This is a genomic window from Serratia fonticola (genome assembly GCF_001006005.1).
Taxonomy (GTDB): Bacteria; Pseudomonadota; Gammaproteobacteria; order Enterobacterales; family Enterobacteriaceae; genus Chania; species Chania fonticola.
In genome coordinates this window covers 461,763-479,399 of sequence record NZ_CP011254.1, presented here as the reverse complement: position 1 = coordinate 479,399, position 17,637 = coordinate 461,763, and the positions used below count along the sequence as shown (strand labels likewise).

Annotated in this window: 15 protein-coding genes; 7 read left to right on the top strand and 8 right to left on the bottom strand. The window is 56.5% G+C overall.

Annotation, left to right across the window (positions count from 1 at the left end):
* Positions 1-192: 192 nt before the first annotated feature.
* Positions 193-831 (bottom strand): DsbA family protein, encoded by a 639-nt coding sequence (locus WN53_RS02020; protein ID WP_024485032.1) that lies wholly within the window; start codon positions 829-831, stop codon positions 193-195.
* Between the two features lie 18 nt (positions 832-849).
* Positions 850-1,734: an MBL fold metallo-hydrolase gene (locus WN53_RS02015; RefSeq protein WP_024485033.1), complete on the bottom strand. Its 885-nt coding sequence runs from the start codon at positions 1,732-1,734 to the stop codon at positions 850-852.
* A 109-nt stretch (positions 1,735-1,843) separates the two neighbouring features.
* Between WN53_RS02015 and WN53_RS02010 the strand changes: the two genes are divergently transcribed.
* A complete protein-coding gene (locus WN53_RS02010; protein WP_024485034.1) occupies positions 1,844-2,752 on the top strand; it encodes a LysR family transcriptional regulator in 909 nt (302 codons plus the stop codon).
* Here the strand turns inward: WN53_RS02010 and WN53_RS02005 are convergent.
* A complete protein-coding gene (locus WN53_RS02005) occupies positions 2,749-3,672 on the bottom strand; it encodes a LysR family transcriptional regulator (protein WP_024485035.1) in 924 nt (307 codons plus the stop codon). The genes WN53_RS02010 and WN53_RS02005 overlap by 4 nt on opposite strands.
* A 122-nt stretch (positions 3,673-3,794) precedes the next feature.
* Between WN53_RS02005 and lysA the strand changes: the two genes are divergently transcribed.
* On the top strand, positions 3,795-5,051 hold the full coding sequence (gene lysA, locus WN53_RS02000; protein ID WP_024485036.1) for a diaminopimelate decarboxylase: 1,257 nt from the start codon (positions 3,795-3,797) through the stop codon (positions 5,049-5,051).
* A 7-nt stretch (positions 5,052-5,058) separates the two neighbouring features.
* Here lysA and WN53_RS01995 read toward each other — a convergent pair whose 3' ends face one another.
* Entirely contained in the window at positions 5,059-6,069 is a 1,011-nt protein-coding gene (locus WN53_RS01995) for a LacI family DNA-binding transcriptional regulator (protein WP_024485037.1), read from the bottom strand.
* A gap of 181 nt (positions 6,070-6,250) precedes the next feature.
* On the opposite strand from WN53_RS01995, the gene WN53_RS01990 reads away from it, so the two are divergent.
* Positions 6,251-6,706 (top strand): GNAT family N-acetyltransferase, encoded by a 456-nt coding sequence (locus WN53_RS01990; RefSeq protein WP_024485038.1) that lies wholly within the window; start codon positions 6,251-6,253, stop codon positions 6,704-6,706.
* Here WN53_RS01990 and galR read toward each other — a convergent pair.
* Complete coding sequence (gene galR, locus WN53_RS01985; protein WP_024485039.1) at positions 6,703-7,722, bottom strand: HTH-type transcriptional regulator GalR; 1,020 nt, start codon at positions 7,720-7,722, stop codon at positions 6,703-6,705. The two genes, WN53_RS01990 and galR, sit on opposite strands and share 4 nt — an antisense overlap.
* A 487-nt stretch (positions 7,723-8,209) precedes the next feature.
* Between galR and aas the strand changes: the two genes are divergently transcribed.
* Together aas and lplT are read left to right on the top strand one after the other, a co-directional pair.
* Positions 8,210-10,363, top strand: coding sequence for a bifunctional acyl-ACP--phospholipid O-acyltransferase/long-chain-fatty-acid--ACP ligase (gene aas, locus WN53_RS01980; protein WP_046807994.1), 2,154 nt, complete (start codon positions 8,210-8,212; stop codon positions 10,361-10,363).
* The gene (lplT, locus tag WN53_RS01975) at positions 10,363-11,553 is read left to right on the top strand and encodes a lysophospholipid transporter LplT (protein WP_024484276.1); all 1,191 of its coding nucleotides are present in this window, start codon (positions 10,363-10,365) and stop codon (positions 11,551-11,553) included. Before aas ends, lplT begins: the two co-directional genes overlap by 1 nt.
* A gap of 235 nt (positions 11,554-11,788) precedes the next feature.
* Here lplT and WN53_RS01970 read toward each other — a convergent pair whose 3' ends face one another.
* The 3 genes from WN53_RS01970 to mutH all read right to left on the bottom strand — a co-directional run bounded on the left by WN53_RS01970 (position 11,789) and on the right by mutH (position 14,051).
* Positions 11,789-12,829, bottom strand: a complete 1,041-nt coding sequence (locus WN53_RS01970; protein WP_024484277.1) for an NADP(H)-dependent aldo-keto reductase — start codon at positions 12,827-12,829, stop codon at positions 11,789-11,791.
* A gap of 197 nt (positions 12,830-13,026) precedes the next feature.
* Entirely contained in the window at positions 13,027-13,245 is a 219-nt protein-coding gene (locus WN53_RS01965; protein WP_024484278.1) for a YgdI/YgdR family lipoprotein, read from the bottom strand.
* A gap of 125 nt (positions 13,246-13,370) precedes the next feature.
* Positions 13,371-14,051 carry a DNA mismatch repair endonuclease MutH gene (gene mutH / locus WN53_RS01960; RefSeq protein ID WP_024484279.1) on the bottom strand — a complete coding sequence of 227 codons (681 nt, stop codon included), beginning with the start codon at positions 14,049-14,051 and terminating at the stop codon, positions 13,371-13,373.
* 696 nt (positions 14,052-14,747) lie between these two features.
* Between mutH and rppH the strand changes: the two genes are divergently transcribed.
* Both rppH and ptsP read left to right on the top strand, forming a co-directional pair.
* On the top strand, positions 14,748-15,275 hold the full coding sequence (rppH, locus tag WN53_RS01955) for an RNA pyrophosphohydrolase (RefSeq protein WP_021179868.1): 528 nt from the start codon (positions 14,748-14,750) through the stop codon (positions 15,273-15,275).
* A gap of 12 nt (positions 15,276-15,287) precedes the next feature.
* Positions 15,288-17,537: a phosphoenolpyruvate--protein phosphotransferase gene (gene ptsP, locus WN53_RS01950; RefSeq protein ID WP_024484280.1), complete on the top strand. Its 2,250-nt coding sequence runs from the start codon at positions 15,288-15,290 to the stop codon at positions 17,535-17,537.
* Positions 17,538-17,637: the final 100 nt, after the last annotated feature.

Here is a 17,637-nt window from a genome sequence, read left to right as displayed (position 1 = left end):
GGTAACAAACAAACCGCCACATGTAAGCAGTTTTGACGTGGCTCATTATTTGCAATACAGCGGAGATAAAGCGAGCGCTAGTAACGTTGAGTAGCGTGAGGCGAGGATGTCATGGGCGCGGCGGCTAATCACAACACAAAATGAAATTGTTACAACTATGTTCGGGGCGAACATGTGCTCGCCCCGACAGATTTATTTCACGGCATCTTTCAGCAAGGCTTTCCAGCCTTCAACATTCCCCAAAAACTCCTGCACGGGGATCTGGGATAGCCGCCCTTGATTATCCTCCAGGGCAAAGGTTGGGAAGCCATGCCCACGGACTTTGGCGAGCAGTGCACGGCTGTCGGCAATATGCTGTGCCGTTGGCGCGCCGCTGTTCAAACGCATCTCGGCAATAAAGGCAGCAGGATCCAGGCCCAGCTCACTCGCCAGCGCTTCCAACACCGGCGTATCGGCAATACGTCGTCCTTCCCGGTAGTGAGCTTCCTGAATGCGGTGCAGCATATCCAGGCCTCGTCCGGCGAGCTGTTCAGCTGCCAGGATCGCGACGATCGGCGGCTCAGAGTCCATCACCGCCGTGGTGTCACGCAGTAGGCCGTTGAAGTAACCGTCGCCGAAGGGCTGGCCGGTTAGCTCGGCAATCCGCTTATCATGGGGCATCACGTAATTGCGCCATTCCTCGTTGATGGTTCGGCGGGCATTGCCGGTCATCATGCCACCGGCGTGCAGGGCAACGGTCAGGCCCGGAATAGCCTGCAAGGCCTTGGCCAGCGGTGCCGCTCCGTAGCACCAACCGCACAGCGGATCGAAAATGTAATGCAGGGTCGTCATGTTTTTGCTCCTACCGTTTTACTGCGGCCACTTCATTTCGCCTTTCAGCACCTTGGCGCTCAGTTCCAGGCTGGAACCATCTTGCAGCTTTGGATAGTGCTGCTGCATGGCCGCGATCAGTTCAGCGGAGTTCTTGGCTTTTGGCAACTCGCTTTCCAGCGTGGTCAGGTAATTGTGGGTAAAGGTCACCGACTCCAGCGTTTGTGCCGCTCCTGGCAGGAAGTGCCCCGGAACCACTACCTGCGGTTTCAACGCCTTGATGCTTTCCAGCGTTTGCTGCCAATGCGCACGTGACTCGACAGTCTGATTATCCGCAATCCACGGATGAATATTGTCACCGGCTACCGGCACACCCCCCACCACGGCTTTCAACGATGGGATCCACACAAAGGTGCTATCCGGCGTTGGGCCATTGAGGCCTTTCACTTCGACCTGTTGGCCATCAATGCTAAAGCTGCTGCCCTGCAACGGCTGAGGCACGATCACGGTCTGCGGTGCATTCTCCTTCAGGATCGGCCCCCAATAGGCGAGTTTACCTGCCTGGGTCGCATTGATCGCTTTGATCGTTTCCGGTGAAGCAATGATGTTTGCCTCTGGGAAGGCGGCTTTGATCACGTCCAGGCCGAAATAGAAATCCGGATCCGAATGGCTGATATAGACCGTGGTCAGCTTCTTACCGGTGGCCTTGATCTTTTTCACCAGCTCCTGCGCGTCGTTACGCTGGAATTGGGCATCGATCAGCGCCACTTCGTGTGGGCCGCTGACAATCTCGGAAGAGACCGGGAATACGCTCTTTTCGCCTGGGTTGTACACTTCCAGGGTCAACGTATTAGCCGCATTGGCGAAGGTGCTGAATGAAACGAAGCCGGTTACGGCCAGGGTCAGTAATGATTTCTTAAACATGTGCAGGTGCCTTTTGGGTGTTTGTTATCGTTGGCCAGATGATAGGTTGCATAGAACGGGAGAAAAACCGGATAATAAGCAATTATTCATTGCGTAAATCGAGCGAATCATGGATCGCATTACCGCCGCAGAGGTTTTTGTCACTATCGTCGAACGCGGCAGCATGATTGCGGCAGCGGATACCCTGGCGATGTCGCGGGCTATGGTGACGCGCTATCTGGCACAAATGGAACAATGGGCCGGCGCACGATTGCTGCATCGTACTACGCGCAGGCTCAGCCTGACCGATGCCGGAGAACGCACCCTGGAGCGCTGCCGCCAAATGCTGGCGGTAGCGAAAGATATCGATCTGGTGGAAAACGAGCAGAGTGACGATTTACGTGGCCTGCTACGAATCACCTGTTCGCAATCGCTTGGCCAAACGGCGCTGGTGGGGGCGGTGGCGCAGTACCTGAAGCGCCATCCTCAGGTTGCGGTGGATCTGCAAATGAATAACCGGGCGGTCAATCTGGTGGAGGAGCGGATCGATCTGGCACTACGCATCACCAATGAGTTGGATCCCAATCTGATTGCCCGGCCGCTTTCCAACTGCGCTTCGGTGATCTGTGCGTCTCCAGCCTATCTGGCCGCTCATGGCACCCCGCGCCACCCACAGGATTTAGCCCTGCACAACTGCCTGACCTACTCCTACTTTGGTAAAAGCCTGTGGCACTTTGATGAGCAAGGCGTGAAGTCGGCGGTGGCGGTCAGTGGCAACCTCAGCGCCAACGAGTCGGTGGTGTTGTTGGCAGGAACGCTGCAAGGGGCGGGGATCTCCATGCAGCCTTACTATTCCGCTGCGCCATTGTTGGCAAAGGGGGAGTTGGTGGAACTGTTACCGGGGTATCTGTCACAGACGATGGGGATCTACGGCATCTACACCTCGCGCCGCCAAATGCCCGCCACGTTGCGTACCATGCTGGACTTCCTGGTGGAATGGTTTGCCACCGATCCTGGCTGGTGCGCCACTCTGCGCTAGCGTTGGATCACCGAAGCCAGGCGGGCAGGCAACTGTTGCGCCTGCTGTTGCAAGTGCTGCACAAAGGCGTTGACCAGTGCGGAAGAGGGGCGGTGCAGCGGGCGGATCAGGCTCACGGTAAACGGCACCTCGACGCTGAAGGGCCGCACATGAACGCCATTATTGGCGTAATCCAACGCGGTCAGCGGGTTGACGATAGAGATACCGACTCCGGCCTTGACCATCGCACACACCGAAGCGGCGCTGTGGGTCTCCATCACCATCCGGCGCTCGATGCCTTGTTCATGGAACAGCGCATCCAGCAGTTGCCGATAGCTGTCGGTGCTCGACAGGCTGATAAAGTTTTCTGCGTTGAAGTCCTGCGGCGTCAGCGTGCTTTTCGCAAGCATTGGGTGCCCGGCAGGCAGCACACACACTTCATTCATCGTCATCAGCGTCATGCGCTCGGTGCCAGCGGGCGTCAGGGTATTTTCCGTCAGGCCCAGATCGTGGCGCTGTGCCGAAAGCCACTCTTCCAGCAACGGTGACTCCTGCGGGATCACGCTGAAGCTCACTTCCGGATAACGATCGACAAAAGGTTTACACACGGCAGGCAGCAGCGATTGGGAAAACACCGGCAGGCAGGCAATGGAAAGCTGCGCCTGCTGGAATTGCCGGATACCGGCGGCCGCATTCTTGATGCGATCCAGGCCGTAATAAGAGCGCTGCACTTCTTCAAACAGCCGTAAGCCTTGCACCGTCGGGTAAAGGCGGCCACGTACGCGGTCAAACAATTGCAGCTGGATCAGCTTCTCGAAGCGTGCCAGTTCGCGGCTGACGGTCGGTTGTGAAGTTTGCAGCAGCGTCGCCGCTTCGGTCAGATTGCCGGTGGTCATCACCGCGTGGAAAATCTCAATCTGGCGCAGGGTAATAGCGTACATGGCGACACTCCACGGAGAGGGAAAGCCATATCATAAATGAATAGACTATGGCGAAATAGATATTTTTCACACCGAGGCCGCTGCGGCATGATGGTGGAAAATTTGATTATGGGAACCGAACCATGCCACGCGCCTTGAACGACACCTCTACCGCCCTGAACGCCGCCAATCTGCTGGCGCTGCCCCAACGCTTTGGTTGCCCAGTCTGGGCCTATGATGCAGATATCATCAGCCAGCGTATCAGCCAGTTGCAGCACTTTGACGTGATCCGCTTTGCCCAGAAAGCCTGCTCGAATATTCATATTCTGCGCCTGATGCGCGAGCAGGGCGTCAAGGTGGATTCGGTGTCGCTGGGGGAGATTGAGCGCGCGTTAAAAGCCGGTTTTGAGCCGGGTGGCGAGGATATTGTATTTACCGCCGATGTGCTGGATCACGCTACGCTGGCGCGCGTCAGCGAATTGAAAATCCCGGTCAACGCCGGTTCTATTGATATGTTGGAACAGCTTGGCCAGGTGTCTGCCGGGCATCCGGTGTGGCTACGTATCAACCCTGGTTTTGGCCACGGCCATAGCCAGAAAACCAATACCGGCGGTGAAAACAGCAAGCACGGTATCTGGTACGCCGATCTGCCGCAGGCGGTCGCCAAGGTGCAGCAATACGGCCTGAAACTGATCGGGCTGCATATGCACATCGGTTCCGGGGTGGATTACCAGCATCTGGAACGCGTGTGTGATGCCATGGTGCAGCAGGTGATTGCCCTGGGGCAGGACATCACGGCGATTTCCGCCGGTGGCGGCCTTTCTATCCCTTATCAGCAAGGGGAAGAGGCGATCAATACCGAACACTATTACGGCCTGTGGAATCGTGCACGTGAGCGAGTTGCCGCACATCTGGGCCATCCAGTGAAGTTGGAAATCGAGCCGGGGCGTTTCCTGATGGCCGAAGCGGGCGTGCTGGTGGCCGAAGTGCGTTCGGTAAAACAGATGGGCAGCCGTCACTTTGTCCTGGTGGACGCTGGGTTCAACGATCTGATGCGTCCGGCGATGTACGGCAGCTATCACCATATCTCCCTGCTGCCTGCCGACGGCCGCAATACTGATAACCAACCGCTGCAAGACACTGTGATTGCCGGGCCGCTGTGTGAGTCGGGTGATGTGTTTACCCAGCAAGCGGGTGGCGGTATTGAAACCCGTCCGTTGCCGCAGGTGCGGGTCGGGGATTATCTGGTATTCCATGACACCGGGGCCTATGGCTCGTCGATGTCCTCCAACTACAACAGCCGTCCGCTGCTGCCGGAAGTGCTGTTTGAAAACGGTGAACCTCGGCTGATCCGTCGCCGCCAGACGATTGAAGAATTGATCGGGCTGGAGCTGCTTTAAGTTGAAATTAACGCGCGTAGGGGCCTGGTACCACGGACTCGCGCAGTTTTAACTCCCCGACAAACGGCGTTAGCGGTTGTAGCGCTTCGCCGTTGATCAGACGCAGGGCTTGGGCTATCGCCGCTTCGATCATCGCGTCGATCGGCAGGTAGACGGTGGACAACGCCGGTTGCAGATAGGCGGCGCTTGGCTCATCGTCGAAACCAAACAGCGAAACGTCCTCAGGCAGGCGTTTGCCAGCCTGGTGCAGGGCCTTCATCGCGCCGATAGCCATATCATCGTTGCTGGCAAACAGCGCGCTGAATGAGTTGCCGCTAGCCAGCAGGGCCTTACAGCTTAAGTATCCGCCAGGTACGCTGCTATCACCGTTGGTGATCAAGGCATCATTGAACGCAACCTGGTGGTGTTCCAACGCCTGACGATAACCCGCCAAGCGGGATTGGGCGGTGGGTGTATCGATCGGCCCGGTGATGCAGGCGATCTCACGGTGTCCTTGACGGATCAGATAATCCACTACGTTGAAGGCGGCCTGTTGCTGTTCGAAGAACACGCAGCGTTCACGAGCCTGCGGCAGATCGCGGTTAATGACCATCACCGGAACCGGCAGGTCTTCCAGCAACTCCATCAGGGCTTTTTCGCTCATAAAGCGGGTGTACAGGATAATCGCGTCGCAGCGGCGATCCGCCAGCAGCCGTACCGCCTGTAATTCATCTTCTGGCGTGTCGTGGCCGTCGGTGACGATCAGGTGCTTACCGCTGGCCTCGACCAGTTTGGCGGCCTGGCGCAGCAAACGGCCAAAGTAGGGGCCATCAAAATTGGACACTACCAGCCCAATGCTGTTGGAGCTTTTATTGGCCAGCGATTGGGCGAGAAAGTTTGGCCGGTAGCCCAGTTCATCCATTGCCTTGAACACCGCATCACGCGTGCTCTTCTTCACCTGGCCGGTGCCATTTAAAACGCGGGAAACCGTCGCTTTGGACACCCCCGCGCGCATGGAAACATCCAACATGGTGATCATCAATGGCTACCCTCTTTCAACGTCCGCTGCGGTAAATAGTGCAGAGTCTAGCATAGGGTGAGATCGGCTCGAACATGTTCGACCCCTACAAATTCAGCAACCTATGTTGTTAGGGCACCCATGCATTGATTCACGTACACTGACGGTGCTGGCATTAAGGCATTTTTCAGAGGGGATTAGCGTGTTTCGTATTGTGCATCTGGCGGACTATCCGCAACATCAGCAACAGGTTATCGACTGGCAGTGGCAGGCGTTTGGCAGCGAAAAAAGCCGGGAATTCTTTGCCAGCGTGGTGGCCAGCAGCCTGCGGCATGAAGGTTTGCCGATCACCTTTATCGCCCTGTTGGATGACAAGCCGGTAGGCACCGTGGGGCTGTGGCGCTGTGATTTGATCAGCCGCCAGGATTTAACGCCGTGGTTGGCCGCGCTTTACGTTGAAGAGAGCCAGCGCGGCAGCGGGCTGGGGTTGCAGCTCCAGCAATATGTGCAGGAGTACAGCCGCCGGGCCGGGTACAAGGAGCTGTATCTGTATGCCGAGTTTAGCGGTTATTACGAACGTCATGGTTGGCAGCACATCGGCAAGGCGCTGGAGTACCCGGATCGCCCCGTGCGCCTCTACCACCGTCTGCTAGATTAGTTTTGCTCGAAAGCGTTATTGATGCTGGCGACCGAATGGCGGCGTACCAGCGTCGGGCTGAACATATTGGTGATCTCCGGTAGCGGCTGGTTGTTGGCCAACGCTAATGCCAGCTCAGCAGCCTGCGTCGCCATCGCCACCACCGGGTAGCGGATAGTGGTCAGGCGTGGGCGCAGATAGCGCGAAATCAGCACGTCGTCAAAACCAATCAGCGAAATCTGGCCTGGAACGTCCACACTGTTATCACTGAGCACCGAAAGCGCCCCGGCGGCCATCGGATCGTTATAGCAGGTGATGGCGGTGAACTGCTTACCACGGCCCAGCAACTCGGTCATGGCCTGCTCGCCGCCAATCTCATCCGGCTTGCCGTAGGCAACCAGCTTTTCATCCACCGCAATACCGTGCTCTTCCAATGCATCCAGGTAGCCCTGCAATCGATCGGTAGCATCTGAAATCTGATGGTTGGAGCAGATGAATGCGATCCGTTGGTGGCCTTGTTGGATCAGATGGCGGGTGGCCAGCCAGGCACCGTAGCGATCGTCAAGCGCTACGCAGCGGGGCTCAAACCCAGGCAGCGTACGGTTGATCAGCACCATGCCTGGGATCTGGCGCATCCAGACGGTCAGCTCATCGTCGGTCAGCTTCTTGGCATGCACCACCAAGGCCGCACAGCGATGGCGCACCAGTTGCTCAATGGCCTGGCGTTCTTTTTCGGCATTGTGGTAACCGTTACCAATCAGCAGAAAATTATGCGTGGCGTAGGCCACCTGCTCCACGGCTTTTACCATGGCACCAAAGAAGGGATCGGAAACGTCAGAGACAATCAGGCCCAGGGTTTCGGTGGATTGTTGTGCCAGCGCACGGGCATTGGCGTTGGGGTGATACTGCAATCCTTCCATGGCGGCCAGCACGGCGGTCCGTGAACTTTCGCTGGCTTTCGGGGAGTTATTTATTACGCGGGACACCGTGGCGACGGAAACACCCGCCAGCCTGGCAACATCCTTAATCGTGGCCATATCTGCAACACTTCCTGGGTAATCGCTTACATTCCTCAGTTTTGCGGAAAAAATCGCGCGCCGCAAGGGCTGGTATCGTTAACTTGTGGTGAGCGTTGCATTTATGGTTTTTAAATTCACCTTTTCGCCCCAAGTGGATCCCGGGTTAACGGGGGCTGCATGCGGTTAAGCGGGCGCAGCGCCCTTACATTGCATGGTATGGCCATTGAGCAGGCAACAAGAATAACCATGTCTATCAAAGGCAAAACTACATCGCTGGTTACACTTTGCGCCTGACTGTTGCGATTGGCCGCTGGCGAGAGTTTGGCGTGGCGGGGTAAATTGACTGTCCCAGAGGTATTGATTGGTGAGCAATCGACATACTCTGTATGTTGAAGCCATTTTCAATTGCACCAACCTACGCGGATGCGTAGGTTTTTTTTTGCCTGCCGTATAGTATTCTTCCCTCAGACAATTTTTAAGGCCATCAACCCCGAGGGAGAGTGGGATGATATATACCGTGTTACGTGCACTGTTTCGCCTGATGTTTCGTGTTCGTGTCGAAGGCGACGCCAAGCATTTTGAGCAGCAGAAACTGCTGATCACCCCGAATCACGTTTCTTTCATGGATGGCGCGCTGCTGGCGTTGTTCTTACCGATCAAACCGGTGTTTGCCGTTTACTCCAGCATTTCCGATCGTTGGTTTATGCGCTGGCTGAAGCCTTATATCGACTTCGTGCCACTGGATCCCACCAAACCGATGGCCATCAAGCATCTGGTGCGCATGGTTGAGCAGGGCAGGCCGATCGTGGTGTTCCCGGAAGGGCGCATTACGGTGACCGGCTCATTGATGAAGGTCTACGACGGGGCGGCCTTTATCGCCGCCAAATCTGGTGCCACCATCGTGCCGGTACGTATCGATGGCCCGGAGTTCAGCGTGTTTGGCCGTATGGCCGGGGTGTATAAACTCCGCGCCTTCCCACAGACCACCATCAGCATTCTGCCGCCAACCACTTTACCGATGCCAGAGGCGCCAAAAGCCAGTCAACGCCGGCAGTTGGCCGGTGACAGGCTGCATCAGATCATGATGCAGGCGCGCATGGATACCCTCAAACCGCAAACCCTGTTCGGCGCGCTGTTGGCCGCGCAGCATCGTTATGGCCGCTTCAAGCCCTGCATCGAAGACGTGGGCTTCAAGGAAGACAGCTATCATACGCTGCTCAAAAAATCGCTGGGCGTCAGCCGCATCCTGGAACGCTTTACCGCGCCGAAAGAGCATGTTGGCCTGCTGTTGCCGAATGCCACTATTACCGCTGCCGCCATCTTTGGCGCTTCATTGCGGGGCCGTATTCCGGCCATGCTCAATTACACCGCCGGTGTGAATGGGCTGAAAAGCGCGATGACCGCGGCCACCATTAAAACCATCGTCACCTCGCGCCAGTTCCTGGAAAAGGGCAAATTGACGCATCTGCCAGAGCAGGTGCCGGAAGCTAACTGGGTCTATCTGGAAGATTTGAAAGATACCGTCACCCGGGACGATAAGCTGTGGATCCTGCGTCACCTGCTCCAGCCACATAAGGCAATGGTGCCACAGCAGCCAGAGGATGCAGCACTGATCCTGTTTACCTCCGGCTCGGAAGGCCATCCGAAGGGCGTAGTGCATTCCCATGCCAGCTTGCTGGCCAACGTGGAGCAGATCCGAACCATTGCGGATTTCACCCCGCGCGATCGCTTTATGTCCTCGCTGCCGTTGTTCCACTCTTTCGGCCTGACAGTCGGGTTGATCACCCCGTTGATGACCGGTAGCCGGGTATTCCTCTACCCTAGCCCGCTGCATTATCGCGTGGTGCCGGAACTGGTCTATGACCGTAACTGCACCGTGCTGTTTGGTACGGCAACCTTCCTCAACAACTATGCCCGCTTCGCCCATCCTTACGATTTTGCCCGCCTGCGCTATGTGGTGGCCGGGGCCGAGAAGCTGGCCGAGAGCACCAAACAGATTTATCAGGATAAATACGGCATCCGCATTTTAGAAGGCTATGGCGTCACGGAGTGCGCTCCGGTGGTGTCGATCAACGTGCCCCTGGCGGCCAAAGTTGGCACCGTAGGCCGCATTATGCCGCAGATGGAAGCACGTTTGATCAAGATGGCCGGCATCGATAACGGCGGCCGTCTGCAATTGAAAGGCCCGAACATCATGAAGGGCTACCTGCGGGTTGAGCGCCCAGGCGAACTGGAAGCTCCGGCAGCCGAGGACGAAAACGGCGTGCTGCAAGCTGGCTGGTACGATACCGGTGACATTGTCAGCTTCGATGAACAGGGCTATTGCACCATTCGTGGCCGTGTGAAGCGCTTTGCCAAACTGGCGGGGGAAATGATCTCGCTGGAGAGCGTGGAACAGTTGGCAGTGCGCCTGTCACCGGAAGGGCTGCATGCGGCCACGGTGAAAAGCGACAGCAGCAAAGGCGAAGCGCTGGTGTTGTTCACCAACGACGCCAGCATTACCCGTGATAGCTTGCTGCGGGTGGCTCGTGAGCAGGGCACCCCGGAGCTGGCGGTGCCACGTGATATTCGCCTGGTGAAGGCGTTGCCGTTACTGGGCAGCGGCAAACCAGATTTCGTTACTTTGCGCCAAATGGCTGAACAGCCGGAGAAGGCATAATGAATGCAACTGATTCCCCACTGCTGTCACGTTCAATGATCGCGGTGATCTGTGCCCAGTTTCTCTCGGCCTTCGGCGATAACGCCTTGCTGTTTGCTACCCTGGCGCTGATCAAACAGCAAATGTACCCCGATTGGAGCCAACCGATACTGCAAATGGCCTTCGTGGCTACCTATATCATCCTGGCTCCGTTTGTGGGCCAAATCGCCGACAGTTTCTCCAAAGGCCGGGTGATGATGGTCGCCAATGGCTTGAAGCTGGCCGGTGCGCTGGTGATCTGCTTTGGGCTGAACCCGTTCCTGGGCTATACCCTGGTCGGCATTGGGGCTGCGGCTTATTCACCGGCGAAGTACGGCATCCTGGGTGAGATCACCAGCGGCGATAAGCTGGTGAAGGCCAACGGGCTGATGGAAGCTTCCACCATTGCCGCCATCCTGGTGGGTTCGGTAGCCGGTGGCATGTTGGCAGACTGGCATATCGTGGCCGCACTGGCGGTGTGTGCCGTGGTTTACGGCGCGGCAGTCGTCGCTAACCTCTATATCCCGCGCTTGCCGGTTGCCCATAAGGTAGCCTCCTGGCACCCACGCGTCATGGGGAGCACTTTCTTCAACGCTTGCGTGGTGCTGTGGCGCGATGGCCAAACCCGTTTCTCACTGATTGGTACCAGCCTGTTCTGGGGCGCTGGGGTTACCCTGCGCTTCCTGCTGGTGCTGTGGGTACCGGTAGCGCTGGGCATTAGCGATAACGCCACGCCAACCATGCTCAACGCGATGGTGGCAATAGGTATCGTGGTCGGGGCCGGGGCGGCAGCCCGCTTTGTGACGCTGGAAACGGTTAAGCGCTGTATGCCTGCCGGGATCCTGATCGGCATCGCCGTGGCCTTCTTTGCCGTGCAAACCAGCATGCTGAATGCTTATGGCGTACTGCTGGTGATTGGTGTGCTGGGTGGCTTCTTTGTGGTGCCGCTGAATGCGCTGTTGCAAGAGCGGGGCAAACGCTCAGTTGGGGCGGGGAACGCCATTGCGGTACAGAACCTGGGTGAAAACACCGCCATGCTGCTGATGCTTGGCCTCTATTCTTTGGTGGTCAAATTAGGCGTGCCGGTGATCGGCGTCGGGATCGGTTTTGGCGTCGTGTTCGGTCTTGCCATCACCGTTCTGTGGATATCTCAGTTCCGCTCGAAAGCCTAACAATAGTCCCCTCACCCCAACCCTCTCCCACAGGGAGAGGGAGCTGGAATGGTGTCGTATCAGGTAACGTGATCACTCTACTACCTCCGCAAAGGGGCAGGTGCAGTGTCTAGTCAGATAGCGTGTTCAATAAAAGAGAGCTGATTCGGTGCGGTGGTCAGGTAGATTTCTGCAACCGAAATTGAACTCGATCGGTCCCCTCTCCCTGTGGGAGAGGGTTAGGGTGAGGGGGCATTTATGGTGCTGGAATGGTGAAGCGGCTGTGGATCTCTTCCAGGGCCTGCAACACCTCCTCGTTCAGCATCACGTCAAAACTGTCGATATTTATCTTCAACTGCTCCAGCGTGGTGGCGCCCAGCAAGGTGCTGGCAACAAAAGGCTGCTGGCGCACGAACGCCAATGCCATCTGTGAAGGATCCAGACCGTGCTTTTTCGCCAGCGCCACGTATTCGGCGATCGCCGCCTGGCTCTGTGCTGAAGAGTAGCGGGTAAAGCGGCTGAACAGGGTGTTGCGTGCCCCGGCCGGTTTGGCCCCGTTGAGGTATTTACCGGACAGCGTACCGAAGGCCAGGCTGGAATAGGCTAACAGCTCAATGCCTTCATGTTGGCTAATCTCCGCCAAACCAATCTCAAAGCTGCGGTTTAACAGACTGTAGGGATTCTGGATCGAGACGATACGCGGGAGTTCGTGTTTTTCTGCCAGTTGCAGGTAGCGCATCACGCCCCATGGGGTTTCGTTAGAGACGCCAATATAGCGAATTTTGCCAGCACGGACCTGCTCGGTTAACGCTTCCAGGGTTTCCAACAGCGGGATGGTGGCTTTCTCATCGGTGTACTGATAGTTGAGCTTGCCGAAACAGTTGGTGGTGCGCTGCGGCCAGTGTAGCTGGTACAGATCCAGATAATCGGTATTTAACCGTTTCAGGCTGGCATCCAGGGCGGCGCGGATATTCTTGCGATCCAACGCCTGCTGTGGGCGAATGCCCGCGTCATTACCCCGGATCGGCCCGGAGACCTTGCTTGCCAGCACGATTTTGTCGCGGTTGCCGCGCGCCTTGATCCAACTGCCAATGTACTGTTCTGTCAGCCCCTGGGTTTCCGGGCGCGGCGGCACTGGATACATCTCTGCGGTATCAATCAGGTTGATGCCAGCGGCTAATGCATAATCCAGCTGTGCGTGGGCATCGGCTTCGCTGTTTTGTTCGCCAAAGGTCATGGTGCCCAGTCCCAGCACGCTCACTTCTAAAGAACTGTGGGGAATACGGTGGTATTGCATTAACGGCCTTCCTTCAATGTTAGCGCTGACGGGCGTGATGCCCGGTAAAACAGAAGCCAGAGATCCAACGGCGTAACACGCCTTACTTGACTATAACCAAGCTAAGAAGATGGTGAAAGAGGAATATAACTGCCGGGGGTAGGGCTAAACCCCTGATTGATAATCCGTCAGGGGTCAGGATGATGCGGGGGCCGGGATTAACGCTCGATAACCTGCGAGACCCGATCGCCGTTAATCTGGCGCTGGTTGCCTTGCTCGTCCTGATAGCTGATCAGGCCGGTATCCTTATCGATTTTAGGCTTACCCTGCGTGAGGATCATATTGCCGTCTTTGGTGGCCATCACATAGTCGCTGGAACAGCCTGCTAATCCGGCGACCATCATCAGGGCGGAAATAGCCATTACCCACTTTTTCATGCCGAACACCTTATATACCTGGAATAATTGTCTTAATAGAGTAGCAAACTCTGCCAAAGATGGCTTTCGGACGTATCCCATCTGTGTCAGGAGAAATGACGGTGAAAACAGGAGCGGAGGACTAATCAAAGCGTAAAGTGCCTGGCCAGCAGCGCCCGGGTGAAGTTTTTCTTCAGATAGAAGCCGCGCGGCAAGGTGAGGATCGGCTGGCCCTGTTCGCCGGTGGCTTCGGTCAGTGCCTTGTTGTTGGCCGCTTTTGGCCGCAGCTGTAGCACTTCGCCATGGCGGGCGGTGATCCGCTCAACCTGGCCGAGCACGATAAGATCCATCAGCTCTTCCCAATCCCGGCGCAGCATCTCGGTTTCTTCCTGATTGGGCTGCCACAGCAGCGGGGAACCTACGCGGCGCTGTGCCAATGGGATTTGTCGTTCACCTTCCACAGGGATCCACAGCACGCGTGCCAGTTTGTGGCGTACGTGGCTGCTTTCCCAAGTGACGCCGCTATTGCCTGTCAGCGGAGCTACGCAGACGAAAGTGGTTTCCAGCGGGTTACCTGTGGCGTCGACCGGGATGGTTTTCAACTCAATGCCCAGCTCTGGGAAATCCTGCTCAGGCTTGCTGCCCGCCATGGCCCCCAGATAGAGCTCCAGCAGCATGCCGACCCAGCCTTTATCCCGTTTGAGATCCTTGGGAATGCTGACCTGCGCACGGGCTGCCAGTTCGCCAAGGTTAAAGCCAGCCAGCGCCTGGGCACGGGCTAATAATTGCTGCTCGTTTTCTGGTGGCAGCGGGGATAAACACGCCATAAATCAGACCTATGCATTATGGTTAAAAAACGTACCGAATTTACTCACTGCCTTAAAAGGGAAAAGCAGGCTGGGGAAAACAACAATAGTAGCATGATTTTGCATGACTTTTTGGCTACCCCATCGCGGTAGAAAATTTTCAGTGCGGGGTTGTGCACCTGTAGCCACCGACAATAAACAGGATCTTACACCTATTTATCCACAGATTTCTGGGATAACCCAACTTTTTGCCGATCACTGGTTTGATTTACAGCCTTGACGCGGGGCATTTTTTACGAATTTGGCGGTTTTATAGGTCACTGGGTATAATAATCTGTGGATAAAATCCGCATTGGTGGATCTTTCGCCAGAGAAAGATCCAAAGCGTGCATAGATCACATTTTTACCCTGTTCATAACTGTGTTTAAGTGTTTATTGCATTGTATTTAAAGGAATAATAAAAAATTAAAAATACGGCGGATTTTAAGTTCAATCGAGTTTTCCCGGCTTATCCCTAGAGTTCTTCACACACCTATCCACAGAAAAAGTGAATAAAACCGCCCTCGAACCTCGTTACATGTTTATAACTTTGCCATTATCTGTGAGTTATCCCAATGTTATCCGAGCGACGGTGCTGCAAAGCAGTGGTTTACCGCCTGTGGCTTGTGTGAAACAATCAGGTTATCAATACGAATTTATGCTTATCGAGGTAGTCCGGTGATCGATGATGATGGCTACCGCCCGAATGTTGGTATCGTAATCTGTAATCGTCAGGGGCAGGTCCTATGGGCCCGCCGTTACGGTCAGCACTCCTGGCAGTTTCCCCAAGGGGGAATAAACCCTGGCGAAACGCCTGAGCAGGCGATGTACCGTGAGCTGTTCGAAGAAGTGGGGCTGAGTAAAAAGGATGTGCGTATCCTGGCCTCAACCCGCAACTGGTTGCGCTATAAATTGCCAAAACGTTTGGTGCGTTGGGACACAAAGCCGGTTTGTATCGGCCAAAAGCAGAAATGGTTTCTGCTGCAGTTAATGTGCAATGACGCGGATATCAACATGCAGCGCAGCAGTACGCCGGAGTTTGACGGCTGGCGTTGGGTGAGCTTCTGGTATCCGGTGCGCCAGGTGGTGTCGTTTAAACGCGACGTGTACCGCCGGGTTATGAAAGAGTTTGCCGCAACCGTCATGCCAATGCAGGAACTGGCAGCGCAGCGGCAGCCTCCTGCTTATCGCCGAAAGAGAGGTTAAGTCAAACCGACTATGCTCACGCGCTTGCGAGAAATTGTTGAGAAAGTGGCCGCGGCGGCCAGTCTGACAGATGCGCTGGATCTTTTGGTCAATGAAACCTGTCTGGCGATGGACACCGAAGTCTGCTCCATCTATCTGGCAGACAACGACCGCCGCTGTTATTACCTGATGGCGACGCGCGGGTTGAAAAAGCCCCGCGGGCGAACTATTGCCCTGGCCTTTGACGAAGGCATCGTCGGCCTGGTCGGGCGGCGGGCAGAGCCGATCAACCTGGCGGATGCCCAAAGCCATCCCAGCTTCAAATATATTCCGCAGGTCAAAGAGGATCGTTTCCGATCCTTCCTTGGCGTGCCGATCATTCATCGCCGCCAGCTGCTTGGCGTGTTGGTGGTGCAGCAACGTGAACTGCGCCAGTTTGACGAAAGCGAAGAATCCTTCATGGTTACCCTGGCCACCCAAATGGCCGGGATCCTCTCGTTATCACAGCTAAACGCCATTTTTGGCCAGTATCGCCAGACCCGCATTCGGGCGCTGGCTGCGGCTCCTGGCGTGGCTGTGGCGGAGGGGTGGTTAGATAGCAGCCAACCTTCACTCGATCAGGTGTATAAAGCCTCCACGCTGGATACCGTCAGCGAGCGCGAACGTCTGACACAGGCGTTGGAAGAGGCTGGGGCAGAGTTCCGCCGCTTCAGTAAGCGTTTTAGCGCCAGCTCGCAAAAAGAGAGCGCGGCGATCTTCGATCTCTATTCCCACCTGCTCAACGATGCTCGCCTCAAACGTGAACTGTACGCGGAGATCGATGCCGGTTCGGTGGCCGAATGGGCGGTAAAACAGGTGATTGAAGCTTTCGCTGCCCAGTTTGCGACCTTGCAAGATACCTATATGCGTGAGCGTGCCAGCGATCTGCGCGCGCTTGGCCAACGTCTGCTATTCCACCTCGACGATACCACCCAAGGGGCCAGCCAATGGCCAGCCCGTTTTGTGCTGGTTGCCGATGAGCTGACGGCTACCCTGTTGGCCGAAGTGCCGCAGGATCGCCTGGCTGGCGTGGTAGTGCGGGACGGTGCTGCCAACTCCCATGCCGCGATCCTGGTGCGGGCCATGGGTGTGCCAACGGTGATGGGGGCAGACATCCAGCCTGCGCTGTTAGCCCAGCGAATGCTGATTGTTGATGGCTATCGCGGCGAGCTGCTGGTCGATCCGGAACCGGTGCTGGTGAAGGAATATCAACGTCTGATCAGCGAAGAGCAGGAGCTCAGCAAGCTGGCAGAAGACGACGTTGAACAGCCCGCAGAGCTGAAAAGCGGTGAGCGGATCCAGGTGATGCTGAACGCCGGCCTTAGCCCGGAACATGAACAACTGCTGGGCGCGCGCGTGGACGGCGTTGGCCTGTACCGCACCGAGATCCCGTTCATGCTGCAAAGCGGCTTCCCGTCGGAAGAGGAGCAGGTGGCGCAATATCAGGGCATGCTGCAACTCTTCTATCCGCATAAGCCGGTGACGCTGCGTACGCTGGATATCGGTGCTGATAAACAACTGCCCTACATGCCGATCAGCGAGGAGAACCCGTGCCTCGGTTGGCGGGGGATCCGCATTACGCTGGATCAGCCAGAAATCTTCCTGATCCAGGTGCGCGCCATGCTGCGTGCCAATGCGGGAACCGGCAATCTGGGGATCCTGTTGCCGATGATCACCAGCCTGGAAGAGATCGACGAGGCCAAGCGCCTGATCGATCGCGCCGGGCGAGAAGTGGAAGAGATGCTGGGATATGATATTCCCAAGCCGCGGATTGGCGTCATGCTGGAAGTGCCGTCGATGATCTTCCTGATCCCTTATCTGGCCGCACGCGTCGATTTTATCTCGGTAGGAACCAACGATTTAACCCAGTACCTGCTGGCGGTGGATCGTAATAATACCCGCGTTGCTTCGCTGTACGACAGCCTGCATCCAGCCATGTTGCAGGTGCTGAAATTGATCATCGAGCAGGGGACGGCGGCTGGGTTGCAGGTCAGCCTGTGCGGTGAACTGGCGGGAGACCCGATGGGCGCTCTGCTGCTGGTGGGTATGGGTTACCGTAATCTGAGCATGAACGGGCGCAGCGTTGCACGTATCAAATATCTGTTGCGCCATATCGAACTGGAAGATGCGCAAGGGCTGGCCCAGCGGGTATTGAGTGCCCAGATGACCACCGAGGTTCGCCACCAGGTTGCGGCGTTTATGGAACGGCGTGGCATGGGTGGGTTGATCCGCGGTGGCCGTTGATTAGGCGTTGTCCAGCCCGTTAAGCGTTGACCTATTTTTTTACAGAACTTTTCCCTGCCGGCAAGCCCGGACGTGGTTAAGCCTATGTTATGATGCGCCA

Excerpts from the sequence above, each read along its gene's own strand:
- WN53_RS02020 (WP_024485032.1), bottom strand. The coding sequence starts at position 831 with ATGACGACCCTGCATTACATTTTCGATCCGCTGTGCGGTTGGTGCTAC.
- WN53_RS02015 (WP_024485033.1), bottom strand. The coding sequence starts at position 1,734 with ATGTTTAAGAAATCATTACTGACCCTGGCCGTAACCGGCTTCGTTTCA.
- WN53_RS02010 (WP_024485034.1), top strand. The coding sequence starts at position 1,844 with ATGGATCGCATTACCGCCGCAGAGGTTTTTGTCACTATCGTCGAACGC.
- WN53_RS02005 (WP_024485035.1), bottom strand. The coding sequence starts at position 3,672 with ATGTACGCTATTACCCTGCGCCAGATTGAGATTTTCCACGCGGTGATG.
- lysA (WP_024485036.1), top strand. The coding sequence starts at position 3,795 with ATGCCACGCGCCTTGAACGACACCTCTACCGCCCTGAACGCCGCCAAT.
- WN53_RS01995 (WP_024485037.1), bottom strand. The coding sequence starts at position 6,069 with ATGATCACCATGTTGGATGTTTCCATGCGCGCGGGGGTGTCCAAAGCG.
- galR (WP_024485039.1), bottom strand. The coding sequence starts at position 7,722 with ATGGCCACGATTAAGGATGTTGCCAGGCTGGCGGGTGTTTCCGTCGCC.
- aas (WP_046807994.1), top strand. The coding sequence starts at position 8,210 with ATGATATATACCGTGTTACGTGCACTGTTTCGCCTGATGTTTCGTGTT.
- lplT (WP_024484276.1), top strand. The coding sequence starts at position 10,363 with ATGAATGCAACTGATTCCCCACTGCTGTCACGTTCAATGATCGCGGTG.
- WN53_RS01970 (WP_024484277.1), bottom strand. The coding sequence starts at position 12,829 with ATGCAATACCACCGTATTCCCCACAGTTCTTTAGAAGTGAGCGTGCTG.
- WN53_RS01965 (WP_024484278.1), bottom strand. The coding sequence starts at position 13,245 with ATGAAAAAGTGGGTAATGGCTATTTCCGCCCTGATGATGGTCGCCGGA.
- mutH (WP_024484279.1), bottom strand. The coding sequence starts at position 14,051 with ATGGCGTGTTTATCCCCGCTGCCACCAGAAAACGAGCAGCAATTATTA.
- ptsP (WP_024484280.1), top strand. The coding sequence starts at position 15,288 with ATGCTCACGCGCTTGCGAGAAATTGTTGAGAAAGTGGCCGCGGCGGCC.